This window comes from Erythrobacter sp. 3-20A1M (assembly GCF_018636735.1).
Lineage (GTDB): Bacteria > Pseudomonadota > Alphaproteobacteria > Sphingomonadales > Sphingomonadaceae > Alteriqipengyuania.
The window spans coordinates 2,395,038-2,409,421 of sequence record NZ_CP045200.1 but is presented as its reverse complement, the minus strand read 5'-3'; the positions used below and the strand labels follow the sequence as shown (position 1 = coordinate 2,409,421).

13 protein-coding genes, 1 tRNA gene and 1 other RNA gene are annotated in these 14,384 nt (G+C 63.0%); 4 read left to right on the top strand and 11 right to left on the bottom strand.

Annotation, left to right across the window (positions count from 1 at the left end; all coding sequences use genetic code 11):
- Positions 1-23: 23 nt before the first annotated feature.
- Together F7D01_RS11820 and F7D01_RS11815 are read right to left on the bottom strand one after the other, a co-directional pair.
- Complete coding sequence (locus tag F7D01_RS11820) at positions 24-248, bottom strand: conjugal transfer protein TraD (protein ID WP_215227739.1); 225 nt, start codon at positions 246-248, stop codon at positions 24-26.
- A gap of 22 nt (positions 249-270) precedes the next feature.
- Positions 271-576: a conjugal transfer protein TraD gene (locus tag F7D01_RS11815; protein WP_215227738.1), complete on the bottom strand. Its 306-nt coding sequence runs from the start codon at positions 574-576 to the stop codon at positions 271-273.
- A gap of 173 nt (positions 577-749) precedes the next feature.
- Here F7D01_RS11815 and traA point away from each other — a divergent pair, with 173 nt between their 5' ends.
- The 3 genes from traA to F7D01_RS11800 all read left to right on the top strand — a co-directional run bounded on the left by traA (position 750) and on the right by F7D01_RS11800 (position 5,712).
- Positions 750-3,635, top strand: coding sequence for a Ti-type conjugative transfer relaxase TraA (traA, locus tag F7D01_RS11810; protein WP_215227737.1), 2,886 nt, complete (start codon positions 750-752; stop codon positions 3,633-3,635).
- Between the two features lie 10 nt (positions 3,636-3,645).
- The gene (locus F7D01_RS11805; RefSeq protein WP_215227736.1) at positions 3,646-4,410 is read left to right on the top strand and encodes a DUF6118 family protein; all 765 of its coding nucleotides are present in this window, start codon (positions 3,646-3,648) and stop codon (positions 4,408-4,410) included.
- Positions 4,411-4,485: 75 nt separating this feature from the next.
- On the top strand, positions 4,486-5,712 hold the full coding sequence (locus F7D01_RS11800) for a hypothetical protein (RefSeq protein ID WP_215227735.1): 1,227 nt from the start codon (positions 4,486-4,488) through the stop codon (positions 5,710-5,712).
- 57 nt (positions 5,713-5,769) lie between these two features.
- Here F7D01_RS11800 and F7D01_RS11795 read toward each other — a convergent pair whose 3' ends face one another.
- On the bottom strand, positions 5,770-6,957 hold the full coding sequence (locus F7D01_RS11795) for a site-specific integrase (protein ID WP_215227734.1): 1,188 nt from the start codon (positions 6,955-6,957) through the stop codon (positions 5,770-5,772).
- 207 nt (positions 6,958-7,164) lie between these two features.
- Positions 7,165-7,250 (bottom strand) — tRNA-Tyr (locus tag F7D01_RS11790).
- Positions 7,251-7,390: 140 nt separating this feature from the next.
- On the opposite strand from F7D01_RS11790, the gene rlmB reads away from it, so the two are divergent.
- A complete protein-coding gene (gene rlmB / locus F7D01_RS11785; RefSeq protein ID WP_215229792.1) occupies positions 7,391-8,191 on the top strand; it encodes a 23S rRNA (guanosine(2251)-2'-O)-methyltransferase RlmB in 801 nt (266 codons plus the stop codon).
- 106 nt (positions 8,192-8,297) lie between these two features.
- Here the strand turns inward: rlmB and F7D01_RS11780 are convergent, their stop codons facing one another.
- The 7 genes from F7D01_RS11780 to F7D01_RS11750 all read right to left on the bottom strand — a co-directional run bounded on the left by F7D01_RS11780 (position 8,298) and on the right by F7D01_RS11750 (position 14,381).
- Entirely contained in the window at positions 8,298-8,570 is a 273-nt protein-coding gene (locus F7D01_RS11780) for an HU family DNA-binding protein (protein ID WP_215227733.1), read from the bottom strand.
- Between the two features lie 170 nt (positions 8,571-8,740).
- On the bottom strand, positions 8,741-11,134 hold the full coding sequence (gene lon, locus F7D01_RS11775) for an endopeptidase La (RefSeq protein ID WP_215227732.1): 2,394 nt from the start codon (positions 11,132-11,134) through the stop codon (positions 8,741-8,743).
- A gap of 105 nt (positions 11,135-11,239) precedes the next feature.
- A complete protein-coding gene (locus F7D01_RS11770) occupies positions 11,240-11,623 on the bottom strand; it encodes a VOC family protein (RefSeq protein ID WP_215227731.1) in 384 nt (127 codons plus the stop codon).
- Between the two features lie 33 nt (positions 11,624-11,656).
- On the bottom strand, positions 11,657-11,998 hold the full coding sequence (locus tag F7D01_RS11765) for a YbaB/EbfC family nucleoid-associated protein (protein ID WP_215227730.1): 342 nt from the start codon (positions 11,996-11,998) through the stop codon (positions 11,657-11,659).
- Positions 11,995-13,815 carry a DNA polymerase III subunit gamma/tau gene (locus tag F7D01_RS11760; RefSeq protein WP_215227729.1) on the bottom strand — a complete coding sequence of 607 codons (1,821 nt, stop codon included), beginning with the start codon at positions 13,813-13,815 and terminating at the stop codon, positions 11,995-11,997. Before F7D01_RS11760 ends, F7D01_RS11765 begins: the two co-directional genes overlap by 4 nt.
- A gap of 98 nt (positions 13,816-13,913) precedes the next feature.
- Positions 13,914-14,008, bottom strand: an RNA gene (gene ffs / locus F7D01_RS11755) — signal recognition particle sRNA small type.
- Positions 14,009-14,102: 94 nt separating this feature from the next.
- Entirely contained in the window at positions 14,103-14,381 is a 279-nt protein-coding gene (locus F7D01_RS11750; protein WP_215227728.1) for an ETC complex I subunit, read from the bottom strand.
- Positions 14,382-14,384 lie beyond the last annotated feature (3 nt).

Here is a 14,384-nt window from a genome sequence, read left to right as displayed (position 1 = left end):
GGTGAAATCTACGAAAACAATAATCAGTCTGCTTCCGCCTCGAACGCCCGCTTGCCCTTGCGCCGGAACAGCACCAGCGCCTGCGCCCCATCAGGCCCGCGCAGCTTGGCGGCGACGGTGAGGAATGCGCCGTAGAGCGCGGCGCGATCATCGTCGGTCAACTCGACCAGATCGGCCTTGGCGACTAAGCCGCCGAGCTCGATCAGTTGCCGCGTTCGTTCCCGGCGTTTCACTTGCCATTCGCGCATGTCGGTTCGTGCCTTCGCTGCCTCAAGCCGATGCCGCGCCGCCGTCGAGCGGGAGAGTGCCTTCCGGCTGCGGGCGAGGTCCGCTCGAAGTGTCGCGTGAATTGCCTTGAAAGAAGGCCGCACCGCGTTTGCGCCAGCCCTCCCCGATGGCCTTGTCGGTGTTGGCCGCTGCATCGAGCAGCGCGCCTGCGAGGGTCTCGGCATCGAGCGCATCGGCTCCTGTTGCCGTGACCAGCGCACCGAGGTCGCGCACGCGGCGCTCCTTTAATTGCTTTGCCTTGTCAGCGAGTGCCTTGAGTTCCGAATCGAAATCGCGAGGTTTGCGCATTTGTCGTCTCCATCGTTGGTGTGATGGAGCCATGATAATCGTGCTTGTAATCCAATGCAGTAAGGTAGCCGGGACAGTGTGATACCGCCTAGTCCCGATCAGGATTTTATCATGAGAGGGCGCGCTTATACGTCGTGCCGACGTTGCGTTTGGAGTGTAACTGGATTGCCGTCATGGCAATCTTTCACTTCAGCGCAAAGGTCATCGGAAGGTCGAGCGGACGAAGTGCCGTGGCGGCGGCAGCCTATCGTGCGGGCGAGCGACTGCACGACGGACGCATCGACAGAACCCACGATTTCACCAACAAGGCAGGCGTTCTTCATTCCGAAGTGATGCTGCCCAAGGGCGCGCCCGAAGCCTTCGCCGACCGCGCCACCCTGTGGAACGCGGTCGAGGCCGCCGAGAAGCGCCAGGACGCCCAGCTCGCCCGCGAGGTCGAGTTCGCTTTGCCCCGCGAGCTATCGAAGAAAGACAACGTCAAGCTGGCACGCGAGTTCGTGAAAGCGGAGTTCGTCGAGAAGGGCATGATCGCCGATCTCAATGTCCATTGGGATATTGGCGAGGACGGCAAGGCCAAGCCGCACGCGCATGTCATGCTGACCATGCGTGAGGTCACGAAAGACGGTTTTGGTGCAAAGGTTCGTGACTGGAACAAGACTGCGCTGATCGAACAATGGCGCGAGCGCTGGGCCAACCACGTCAATCGCGCGCTAGCGGAACGCGACATTGACGCGCGGATCGATCATCGCAGCCTAGAAGCGCAAGGCATTGCGCTGGAACCGCAGGACAAGATCGGTCCCGCAGCTTCGCGCATTGGCGGTCGCGGGCTTGAAGCAGAGCGGATCGAGGAACACCGCGCGATCGCACAGCGCAATGGCGAACGGATCATCGCCGATCCCGCGTTGGCCTTGGATGCCGTCACGCACCAGCAAGCGACATTTACCAGGCGCGACATTGCGGCCTTCGTTCATCGGCACAGCGACGGCAAGGATCAGTTCGACGCGGCCTACAAGGCGGTGCGCGCATCACCCGACTTGATCGTCTTGGGTAAGGACGGACGCGGGCAGGATCGGTTCACGTCGCGCGCAATGATCGAGACCGAACAGCGCCTACATCGCGCCGCAGTTTCGATGGCCGCGCGCACTAAGCATGGCGTCAGTGACGTGCAGCGCAACGCTGCGTTCGTCAGTGCGGCGAAGCGCGGTCTGGTGCTCTCGGGCGAGCAGAAATCCGCGTTCGAGCATGTGACGAAGAAAGGCGGTCTTGCCGTGGTCGTTGGCTATGCCGGAACCGGCAAAAGCGCCATGCTGGGCGTGGCGCGTGAGGCATGGGAAAGCGCAGGCTACACTGTGCGCGGCGCAGCCCTTTCCGGCATTGCCGCCGAGGGTCTGGAGAACGGCTCCGGCATTGCATCGCGCACCATCGCCAGCCTTGAGCATCAATGGGGCAAGGGGCGCGAGCAGCTCACTGCCAAGGATGTCTTCGTCATCGACGAAGCGGGCATGGTCGGCACGCGCCAGATGGAGCGCGTGCTTTCCCATGCCGCCAAGGCCGGTGCGAAAGTTGTCCTGGTTGGCGACCAGCAGCAGCTTCAGGCCATTGAAGCAGGCGCAGCCTTCCGGGCGATCCACGAACGCCACGGCGGGGTCGAAATCAGCGAGGTCCGCCGTCAGCTTTCCGCGTGGCAGCAGGATACCACCAGGCAGCTTGCTACGGGTCGCACCGGCGAAGCAATCCGCACTTACGAAGAACGCGGCATGGTCCATGCCGCCGACACGCGCGAGGGCGCGCGGACAGAGCTAATCGAACGCTGGGATCAGGGACGGCAGGACAGCCCCGGCGACAGCCGGATCATCCTTACCCACACCAATGACGAGGTCCGCGAGCTGAATACAATGGCGCGCGAGAAGATGCGCGAGGCTGGCGCACTGGGAGCCGACGCAACGATCAAGGCAGCGCGCGGCGTGCGCCAGTTTGCGTCACGCGACCGCATCATCTTCTTGCGCAACGAGCGTGGGCTTGGGGTCAAGAACGGCACGCTGGGCACAGCCGCAATGGCCAGCGCTCAACGCATGGCGGTGCGCACCGACGATGGCCGCGAAGTCGCGTTCGAGACCAAGGATTATGCCCACATCGATCATGGCTACGCGGCCACGATACACAAGGCGCAGGGCATGACGGTGGACCGCACCCATGTGCTCGCCACTCCGGGCATGGACAGCCATTCGGCCTATGTCGCTATGTCGCGCCATCGCGACGGTCTGGCTCTACACTATGGACGCGATGACTTTGCCGACCAGTCCAAGCTTGTCCGCGCTCTCGGCCGTGAGCGCGGGAAGGATATGGCGAGCGACTACGAGCCCGAGCAGGCCTTCGCCGAACTGCGCGGCATCAGCTTCCGCGAGCGGATTGTGGAGCTGGTTCGGCTGGTGCCGGAGAAGGCGAAATCCATCTTCGGGAACTTTCGTCCGCAGGCCCACCAGCTTGAACCGCTTCCAACACAGGCAAACACGCAGAACGACCAGCGCCGTACGGTCGAACGCTATGCCCGTGCGCTTGGCGATATCGGCACGATGCAGGCCCGGGGCTTGCCCGTGCTCCCGCACCAGAGGGACGCGCTTGAGAAGGCAGGTAGAGCACTCGAAGCGATCCGGCCCCATGCCGCCACCGATCTTGCCAAGGCGCTGGATCGAAGCCCTGAGCTGATTGCAGAGGCTGCTGGTGGGCGCAGCCAGGATGCCATGCGCGCCATGAGCAAAGAGGCCGCAGTGCGCACCGATCCGGCGCTGCGATCCGAGCGCTTTGTCAGCGATTGGCAAGGACTGAGCGCCGCACGCAAGCAGCTTGAGCAGCAAGGCGATCTGGCAGGCGCAGCCCGCGTGTCGGCAAAACTGACCGAGCTGGCGAAGGCGCTTGAACGCGATCCGCAGGTCGAAGGCCTGCTGCGTGGCAAAACCCGCGAACTCGGCATCGATCCGAAGCCCGAACGCAACATCGCAAACGAACTCACCGCAACTCTGACCCGCGAGCGCACCCGTGCTTTCGACATGGGCATTTAGGAGAAACGACATGGAAGACAACCACATCGAAGAAGTGCAACTGGACCTCGAAGTCGAGGAACCGCCCGCACCGCAGCCGAAACCGGAACTGGACGCAGCGGAAGAGCCCGATCCCGCGACGGAAGCCTTCTCTCGCCTTGAAGGCGAGCTGGCGATGGTGCGCCATACGGTTCAGAACATGGCCAGAGAGCGAGCCGACATCGTGATCCCGGACTACACGGCTACGCTCGGCCAAATGGCCGAGCAGCTGGCGCAGGTCTCCAAGACGTTGACCGCAATCGGAAGCAAACCTGCCATCGAACTGACCCCGGAAGACATTGCAGTTCAGATCAAGCGCGCCTCTCACGACATGCAGCGTGATACCAGCGACCTGTTCCGGCAGGGCCGCAGGGACTTTGACAGCGCCGCCACGCAGCTCAGCGCTATGGTCGGGCGTGTCCGCGCCGAGCACGAACAGAAGCGCCAAACATGGCGCTTTGCAGCAATGGGGTTGGCTGCCGGTATGTTGCTATGGTCGATCCTGCCCGGCACCATCGCGCGCGCCATGCCTGAAAGCTGGCGTTGGCCCGAACGAATGGCTCGCAAAGCGGTTGGCGAACCGAGCATTGTGGAAGCAGGCATCCGATTGATCCGGTCGCAGAATCCCGAAGGATGGGAGGAGTTGGCGAAAGCGCAGCGTATCCTTACTGAGAATCGCGAGGCCTTGGACCGTTGCAGTGAGCAGGCGCGGAAATCAGAAGAGCCAGTCAGCTGTTCAATTCGAGTTGCTCCTTGATTCATCCCCGAAGCTTTATCGAGAAATAGCCTCGGGATTTCTTGCACAGCACCTCTGGGACCCTATCAATAAGCCATGACCCGATTCCCTCTTGAGAGCACTGTAGACCGGATTCTTCGCGAACAACGTGAGCGTGATCGGCTATTCAAAGATGCGCTCGGGCCAAGTGACAGGTTGTCCAAATTGGCTGCGGGCCGCGACTCAGTCGCCAACCTCATTTCTGCCGCTGGTGGTGTGGAGTCCATAATTGAGCGTGGCAACGTCGCTCGATCGCTTGTCGAACAAGCGGGCGGAGCCTCAGCTATCATGCAAAGGGCAGAGGAAGCCATTTCGGCCAGGATGGCTCTCGAAAAAGCGTGGGAGCCAATCGGACAAGACTATGCTCACTCGCTCCGCGCAATCTCCGAACATGGCGAGCGAATGCAGCGCGGTTTGTCGGAGCCACTATCCGCAATAGCGGCCTATCAGCGAGCCGAAGTAGACAAGATTTCGAAAGCGATGAACGAGGCATTCGGCTCCCTTCATCAACAGGCAACTTCGATCTCAGCTGCTATCAGTCGCATACAATCTCCGCTCATACGGATTGAAGCCGAGTCCGCATCAGCCTCCGCTCTTGCCAGACTGGCTGAGATCGGGACTGCACTTAACAAGATCAGTCCATTTGACGAGAGCCTAGCGTCTTCGCTTAGGGCTTCATTTGGGGATTGGCGCGATCTCACACTGCCTGATGAGCAACTACTCGCTGATCCAATCGTCCGTCAGACCTTTTACCGCGATACGGGATACGACGCCGCGCTAGTCGACTTTCCCGCGGAGGGCTTCGAGGAAGTCCTTGAGGTCACCGATATCTGCCCGGTGGACGAGAGCGAAGAATCAGAGGAGATTGCTGTCGAGATCTTCCGCGCCCTTCGCCGGATCGAGCGTGAACTTCGCAATTTGATCGTTGATGTGCTCGTAGCCCTTGAGGGTGAAAATTGGGAGCGGACTGCGCTTCCCAACAACATGCGCGACGAGTGGGTCGCAAAAAGAGAGAAGGCACTTGCGAATGGAGAGTCGGACGCGCCGCTAATCCACTTCGCTGACTTCACGGATTATGTAAGGATCATCCGAAAAAAGAATCTCTGGAAACAGGGCTTCCAAACGATTTTCTCTCGGGAAAGCGACATCCAAGAGTCATTGTTGCGGCTTGGAGCGATAAGAATCCCTGATGCACATGCTCGCATTGTCACCCAAGACGACCTTCTCCTTGTCCGCGTCGAGGGTAAACGAATTCTGCGCGCAACACGACGGAGTTCGCAGTAAGCCAACACATCGGGTACCGCTTGCAGACCTCCCGGTACGTGAATGCTCCGTAGATAGCTATTGAGTGGTATTGCCCGCGCAATAGTTTCCCCAAGCCTCCATGAGTTTCACACGCGCGCCGGGATTGTCCGATGTGCCGAGATAGGTCGTGCGGCGATAGGCGGCCTGCACCGCGTCTGGTGTCTTGTGCGCCAGCGCGGCCTCGACAACCGCATTGGGGAAGCCTTCGTTCGCCGCCCAGTCGGTAAAGCTGGAGCGGAAACCGTGGACGTGGAAGGGCTCCTGCATATCCCGCATAACCTTGAGTAGCGTCATGTTGGACATCGCCTTTCCCGTCATGCCGGGGAATACCACTTCGGCTCCCTCAAGCCGCATTGCGTCCGCCTTCACAAGAACCGCCATCGCCGCTTCTGAAAGCGGCACGATGTGCGCCCTGCTGCGTTTCATGTGCTCTGCGGGTATCGTCCACAGTCGCTGGTCCAGATCGAATTCGTTCCATTTCGCGAGCCGCACTTCCTGCGAGCGCACGCCAGTCAGAATGAGGAGGTCGAGCGCGAGACGCGAATAGGATGGCTTGCGCCGTAGTGCGGTCAGGAATGAAGGAACCGCCACGTATGGCATAGCCTTACGGTTTGCCGGTTTCTTGACCTGCCGGGGCAGCCCTCGCCCCGCTTTCAGGCTGCTGTTGCCCGATGGAGCTTCCGTAGAGCGCCAACCCTTGGCGTGGGAGTAGTCGAGGACGGCGCAAATCCGGTTGCGGACCTGGCGGGCTGTTTCCGGGATTTCCTGCCAGATCGGCGTGAGCACCCCGATGATGTCGGCAGCGGTGATCCCACCGGTCGTCATATCGCCCAGTTTCGGGAACGCGTAGTTTTCCAGACTGGCCAGCCACTGGCGACCATAGACATCACTTTTCCAGCCTGCCTCGTTCTCGGAATGATACTGGGTGGCAGCTTCACGGAAGGTAACCTTGGCAGCTTCCTCGTCCTTGCGCTCGGTCAGCACGTCGCGTTTCTCGACCTTCACCGCCTTGCGGAGTTCGGCGGCCTTCGCGCGCGCTTCAGCCAATGTCACCAGCTTCGCACTACCCAGACCAATGTCTTGTCGCTTGCCATCTCGCTGGAGTCGCAAAAGCCAGGAAGCCGCGCCAGTTTTTCCGACTTTCAGAAAAAGACCCTCGCCGTCCTGATAGGTGCCCGGATTCGCCAAGGCAGCCTTGACCGCCACTGCTGTAAGTTTACCCATTCTTGTTCCCCACATTTCTGGAGGCCAATTGAGAGAGCCATAGTGTGGGGAAGCCCACCTCCTTCCCCACACCTTCCCCACACCTTCCCGACACTCACTGCCGGTTGCAGGCAAATAGCAGCGAACAGGGGCGGCCACCGGAAAGCAGAATACCCTTGGTTTTCTGCGATTTCTAGGGCTTTTCGGGGATGTTCTGAGAAAGGCCGGTGGTGGACAGGGCTGGATTCGAACCAGCGTACGCTTGCGCGGGCAGATTTACAGTCTGCTGCCTTTAACCACTCGGCCACCTGTCCACTGCACGGTTTCCGCGGGAATTGCGGCATGCCCGGGGGCGGCCGCTTGCCGAGAGGCGCCCCTTTGGCGAAGGCTCGCTTGCCTGTCAATGGTTGCGCTGGCAGGGCGTGCCGCATGATACGACATGGTGGACACGAACATGGCCAAAGGTGAGCGCAAGCGGGCGCTGCGCGGACGCGCGGGGCGCAATCAGAACGGGCGCGGCAGCGGGCGGGCTGGCGGCGGCAATGTCCGGCTATGGGGCCGACACGCGGTCGAGGCGGCGCTGAAGAATCCGGACCGGGTCCATCGCAAGCTGTGGGCCACCCGCGAAGGAATCGAATCGCTCGATGGCGAACTGCCGCCCGATTTCCCGGTCGAACATGCCGACGTCCAGGATCTGGCACGTCTGGTTGCCCGCGACGCGCCGCATCAGGGTCTGGTGCTGGAATGCGAGCCCTTGCCCGACCTCCACCTCTCGGACGCCCTCGAAGAGCGCGAAGGACCGGTGGTGGTGCTCGACCAGGTCACCGACCCGCACAATGTCGGCGCGATCCTGCGCTCGGCGGCGGCGTTCGGCGCAGCGGCGCTGGTAACGCAGGACCGGCACGCGCCACCGGAATCCGGCGTGGTCGGAAAGTCGGCGTCGGGCGCTCTGGAGCTGGTCCCCTGGGTGCGCGTGGTCAATCTTGCACGCGCGCTCGACGAACTGGCGGACGCAGGATACTGGCGCGTGGGACTGGCCGGCGAGGCGGAAATGACGCTGGCGGAGGCGCTTCCCACCGGTAACCGTGTGGCATTGGTGCTGGGTGCCGAGGGCGAAGGCATGCGGCACAATATCGGCGAACATTGCGACGCGCTCGCCCGGCTGCCGATCGCCGAAGCGATGGAAAGCCTGAACGTGTCCAACGCGGCGGCAGTCGCTCTTTACGCCATAAGCGCGCGCCAACCGACCGAATAGCGCAGAAAAAGAAAAGGCCCCGCCCGCAAATCTGCGGACGAGGCCGAAATTCCTTTTCGCATCCGGCCGGTCCCACCTGCCGGCATGCGGATACGAACGCGCTGTCTTAGTTGACCGCGTCCTTCAGACCCTTGCCGGCCTTGAACTTCGGCTGGTTGGAAGCCTTGATCGTCATCGGCTCGCCAGTGCGCGGGTTGCGTCCGGTGGAAGCCTTGCGCTTCGCCACGGAGAACGTACCGAAGCCGACCAGGCGAACTTCGTCACCCTTCGACAGGGCACCCTGGATCGTGTCGAACACGCTCTCGACAGCGCTGGATGCGTCGTTCTTGGACAGACCGCTGGAGTCGGCGACGGCGCCGATGAGTTCATTCTTGTTCATTCGGAAAACCCCCTCTTTCGTATGGTGTGCATCTTTTGAATCACGGGAATCGCTTGCGCGAAGACCGCGGATTGGAGACCCTTTGCCCTACGCTGTCAAAGCAAAACCCGCTGGAACGGCCAAAAAGTGCGGCGGACGCCCGAACGGATGCAGCATCGGGCGTCGCACCATCAATGCGCGGTCGGAGAGAGTTCGCCCACGCCGCCGCCCGCCGCGGGCTGACTCGCCAGATCGTCCGCCTCGGTCCATTCGATCGGCACCGGTTGCGCGGTCAGCGCCAGCTCCAGCACCTGGTCCACATGCGAAACCGGTCGGATTTCGAGACCTTCCTTCACGTTCTCGGGTATCTCGGCGAGATCCTTCACGTTCTCCTCCGGGATCAGCACCAGCTTGATCCCGCCGCGTAGCGCCGCGAGCAGTTTCTCCTTGAGCCCCCCGATAGCGAGCACACGGCCGCGCAGGGTTACCTCGCCCGTCATCGCGACATCGGGGCGCACCGCTATTCCGGTGAGAGTCGATACGATCGAGGTGACCATGCCCACGCCCGCGCTCGGCCCGTCCTTCGGCACCGCGCCTTCGGGCAGGTGGATATGGATGTTCTTGCGTTGGAAGATGCTCGGCTTGATCCCGTAATGGGGGGCCCGGGCCTTCACGAAGCTGAAGGCGGCGGCGACGCTTTCGTTCATCACCTCGCCCAGCTTGCCGGTGGTCTTGATCTCGCCCTTGCCCGGCGTCGTGACGCTCTCGATGGTGAGCAACTCGCCGCCGACTTCGGTCCAGGCGAGGCCGGTCACGGCGCCGATCTGCGCTTCCTCCTCGCCCATGCCGTGCTTGAACTTGCGCACCCCTGCGAACTCGGAGAGGTTGTCGGGCGTGATCGTGACGCTGGTCGCGTCGCTTTCGAGGATACGGCGCAGGGACTTGCGGCACAGGCGCGCGATCTCGCGCTCCAGCGTACGGACGCCCGCCTCGCGGGTATAATAGCGGATGAGATCCCGCAGACCGGCTTCGGTCAGCTCGAACTCCTCGGGCTTCAACCCGTGGTCCTCCACCTGCTTCGCCAGCAGGTGACGCTGCGCGATCTCGACCTTCTCGTCTTCCGTATATCCTTCCAGCCGGATGATTTCCATCCGGTCGAGCAGCGGCTGGGGCAGGTTGAGGCTGTTGGCGGTGCACACGAACATGACGTTCGACAGATCGATGTCGAGCTCCAGATAATGATCCTGGAACTTCGCGTTCTGTTCCGGATCGAGCACTTCCAGCAGCGCGCTGGCCGGGTCGCCGCGGAAATCCTGGCCCAGCTTGTCGATCTCGTCGAGCAGGAACAGGGGGTTCGACTTACCCGCCTTGGTGAGGTTCTTGACGATCTTGCCCGGCAGGCTGCCGATATAGGTGCGCCGGTGGCCGCGGATCTCCGCCTCATCGCGCACGCCGCCTAGCGACTGGCGCACGAACTCGCGGCCTGTCGCGCGGGCGATCGACTTGCCCAGGCTGGTCTTGCCCACGCCGGGAGGGCCGACGAGGCACAGGATCGGCCCCTTCAACTTGTTGGTCCGCGCCTGGACCGCAAGATATTCGACGATCCGGTCCTTCACCTTGTCGAGCGCGTAGTGATCCTCATCAAGGACCTTCTGCGCGGTCGCGATGTCCTTCTTCAGCTTGCTCTTCTTGCCCCACGGCAGGCCGAGCAGGACGTCGAGATAGTTGCGGATGACGGTCGCCTCGGCGCTCATCGGCTGCATAGCCTTCAACTTCTTGAGCTCGGCGTTGGCCTTCTCGCGCGCTTCCTTGGACAGTTTGGTCTGTTCGATCTTCTCGGTCAGCTCGGCCAGTTCGTCGCCCTCGCCGTCGCCGCCGCCCAGCTCGTTCTGGATCGCCTTCATCTGCTCGTTGAGGTAATACTCGCGCTGCGTCTTCTCCATCTGCCGCTTCACGCGGCCGCGGATCTTGCGCTCCACCTGCAGCACGGACAGCTCGCCCTCCATGAAGGAGAGGACCATTTCCAGCCGCTTGCGCGGATCGGGCTCGGTCAGCAGCGCCTGCTTGTCGGCAACCTTGCCGTTGACCGCCGCGGACACCGCATCGGCAAGCTGGCCCGCATCGTCGATCTCCGCCAGTTCCTCGCTCGCCTCGTCGCCCAGCTTCTTGTTGAGCTTCGCGTAATCGGCGAACTGCTCGGTCACCGTGCGCATCAGCGCGGTCACTTCGCTTCCCGAAACGGTTTCGCTGTCGACCGTGGCGACGTCGGCGACGACCATGTCGCCTTCGATATGGAAAGCTTCAATACGCGCGCGCTCGCGCCCTTCGACGAGGACGCGCACGGTGCCGTCGGGCAGCTTCAGCAATTGCAGGACATGCGCGATCACGCCCATGTCGTACAGGTCGTCGCGGGCGGGATCGTCGCAGCCCGGATCGAGCTGCGAGAGCAGGAAAATGTCCTTGTCGCCTTCCATCGCCGCCTCGAGCGCGGCCACCGATTTGTCGCGGCCCACGAAGAGCGGCACGACCATGCCGGGAAACACCACGATGTCGCGCAGGGGAAGGAGGGGGAAAAGCTGGTTCATGTTCGTCATATCCGTCCATGGCTGCCGCTCTCCGGCGGCGCCTTTCACAGGATATGGGGAGAGCCGCCGCAGCCCGCAACAGCTACCCGGCGCATAGCTGTGGAGCTAGCTTGCCGGCGGCTGCCACAGTTCGATCGGGTTGCCTTCGGGATCGTGGATGCGGGCGAAGCGCCCGGTTTCCAGCTGATCCCATTCGGCGCGCGTCTCAACCGCGATGCCAGCATCCTGGAGGCTCGCGATCATTCCGGCGATGTCGTCGACACGAAAATTGAGCATCACCTGCTTGTCCGCCGCGAAGTAATCCGTGTCGGCCGCGAACGGAGCGAAGACCACCGGGCCGCCCTGCGCCTGCCACATCCACTCGTCCGCCGCGGCCTCCGCGTCAGCCGAGCACCCCGGCCCTACTCCAAGGTGTTTGCGATACCATTCCGACAGCGCCTCCGGATTATGCGCCCGGAAAAACACCCCGCCGATTCCCAGAACAGCCATCGAAACTCTCCTCCGACGAACGGTAAGCGAAGATTACCCCATGCCAGGAAGATTGAATCCCGGCGGCAGACCGATACCGCTCTGGATCTTCTGCATTTCCTCGTTCGAGACCCGGTCCGCCTTGCCCCGTGCGTCGTTGAAGGCGGCGGTGACCAAATCTTCCAGCATCTGTTTTTCTTCGGGCTTCATCAGGCTGTCGTCGATGTTCACCCCAAGGATACGGCCCTTCGCGGTGCAGCGGATCTTTACGAGGCCGCCACCTGCGGTGCCTTCCACCTCGATCGCGTCGAGCTTGGCCTGCGCTTCGCCCATCTGGCTCTGGATCGTTTCCGCCGCCTGCTGCGCAGCCTGGATCATTTCTTCCATCGATTTCATGCGTTTGCACTCCATTGCGCGCGCCCGTTCGAGGGTGCGTCATCCTGTTCCGTAATGAGTTCCGCGCCGGGGAAAGCGGATTTGACCGCCTGCACCAGGGTATTGCGCTCGATCTCGTCCTTGAGAGAACGAGCCTCGGCTTCCTCGCGTTCCACCATGCTCGGTGGAGCGTCCACCCCTCTGCGCTCCTCGACCTGCCACCGCTGCCCGGTCGCGGCATAGAGCGCGGCCCGCAATTGCGGGGCGATATCGTCGGTGAAATGTTCCGCGCGCGAAAAGACCAACTGGCCGGGCACGCATTCGATCACCCGCAACTGCAGGCGCATGAAACTGGCGACCAGCTGATCGCCCGCGTCCTCGACCTGGCGAACGAGCTGCGGGAAGTCGATCGCGGCGGGCGCGATCGGGACGGCCTCCGCCGAAGCACTTCCTTCCCCACCCGAAGCGGGATTTGCCCGAGCCTGAGCCGCGCCGCTAGCGATCGTCTCCAACCGGCGCGCCAGCTCGCCCGGATCAGGTATCTCCTGCGCATGAAGCAGGCGCAACAGCGCCATCTGCGCGCTGACGAGAGGATCGGGCGCGAGGCGTACCTCTTCGTATCCCTTCAGCAGCATCTGCCACATCCGGTGGAGCTGACCGGCGGAAAGACGCCCCGCCCAAGCGACCAGATCGGCCCGCTCCTCCTCGCTGGTGGCATCGGGCAAATCCTCGCCCAGTTGAGCGACGGTGATGCGATGCACCACCTCCATCAGCGCGCGCATCAGCGCGAGTGGCTCCACCCCCAGCGCATACTGGTCGGCCACCGCCGCCAACAGCGCGCGCGGCTCGCCGTTCAGGATCGTACCCAGCAGCCGCCGCTGCGCTCCCTTGTCGGCCAGGCCCAGCATGTCGCGCACCCGTGCCGCCGTCACCTTGCCATCGGCGTCGAGATCGGCATGGGCGATCGCTTGATCGAGGATGGATAGCCCATCGCGCACCGAACCTTCCGCCGCGGCGGCAACCATGGCCAGCGCCTCGTCCTCTGCCTCGACCCCTTCCTGCTCGCAGATCCAGCCGAAATGCTCCTGCAACGTTGACGTAGGGATACGGCGCAGGTCGAAACGCTGGGTCCGGCTGAGGACCGTCACGGGCAGCTTCTCGACCTCGGTCGTCGCGAACAGGAACTTCACGTGCGGCGGCGGTTCCTCCAGCGTCTTCAGCAGCCCGTTGAAGGCCGCCTTCGACAGCATGTGAACCTCGTCGATGATGTAAATCTTGTAGCGGGCGGAGACGGCGGCATAGCGCACCGCCTCGATAATTTCGCGCACGTCGTCGATGCCGGTATGGCTCGCGGCGTCCATCTCCTGCACGTCGATATGGCGCCCCTCCGCGATGGCGACGCAGGGCTCGCACACGCCGCACGGGTCGATCGTCGGGCCGCCGTTCCCGTCCGGTCCGATGCAATTGAGCGCCTTCGCGATCAGCCGTGCGGTCGAGGTCTTGCCCACCCCGCGCACGCCGGTCATCAGGAAGGCATGGGCCAGCCGATCCCGCTCGATCGCGTTGGCGAGCGTGCGGACCATTGCATCCTGACCGATCAGCTGGCTGAAGGTCTGCGGGCGATATTTGCGCGCCAGCACGCGATAGGGCTGCGCGGGCGTTCCCGCCGGCGCCTCCGGCTTCGGATCGACCGGTGGCGGCGGCACATCGTCGGCCGGTGCATCGCCGAACATGGCGGACTGCCCCGCAGCCTCCAGCTCCTCGGCACTCGGACCCTCGTCCTGCGCTTCGTCCGCCTCCCACGGCGGCGCGCCCGTATCGTCCGGTGAATCACCCATGCATCAAGAGTTAGGCGCTCCCCGCCCGCTTGTCATGCATGGGCGCACGGTTCGCCACGGAATTCGATTCCGCGCTGCATGTCATCCGATACTGCCATGAAAAAGGAGCCGAGCGACCCGCCGCAATCCACCTGGGCTGCTTCCTTCCGGACCTGACCCGGTGAGTGAACGCAAACGTCCACCCGACTCCCGGGCGGGCATATGGCGGAGCGCGAGAGGCTTTTCAAGCCGGGATGGTGCCCCTCTACCGCTCCTTCGCTTAGGGCAGCGAGGGCGAGCTCTGGACCCTACCTGAAATTATCGGCGTAAGCCTGCAGCTTCAGTCGCTTGGGAGGGGTCGCCATCACGCGCGCGGGGATGCCGTATTGCGCGGCGTAGGCCTGCGCCTCCTCCTTGCTCGGAAAGGTCAGTTGCACCTGCGCCTGCGTGTCGCCGCTGCCGGTCCAGCCCATCAGGGGGTCGGGGCGCCGCGCCTCCGACTGCTCGAATTCGAGCACCCATTCGCTGATCCGGGCCTTGCCCGACTGCATCGCGCTTTTCGGTCGCTGGAAGATACGTGCTGACATTCG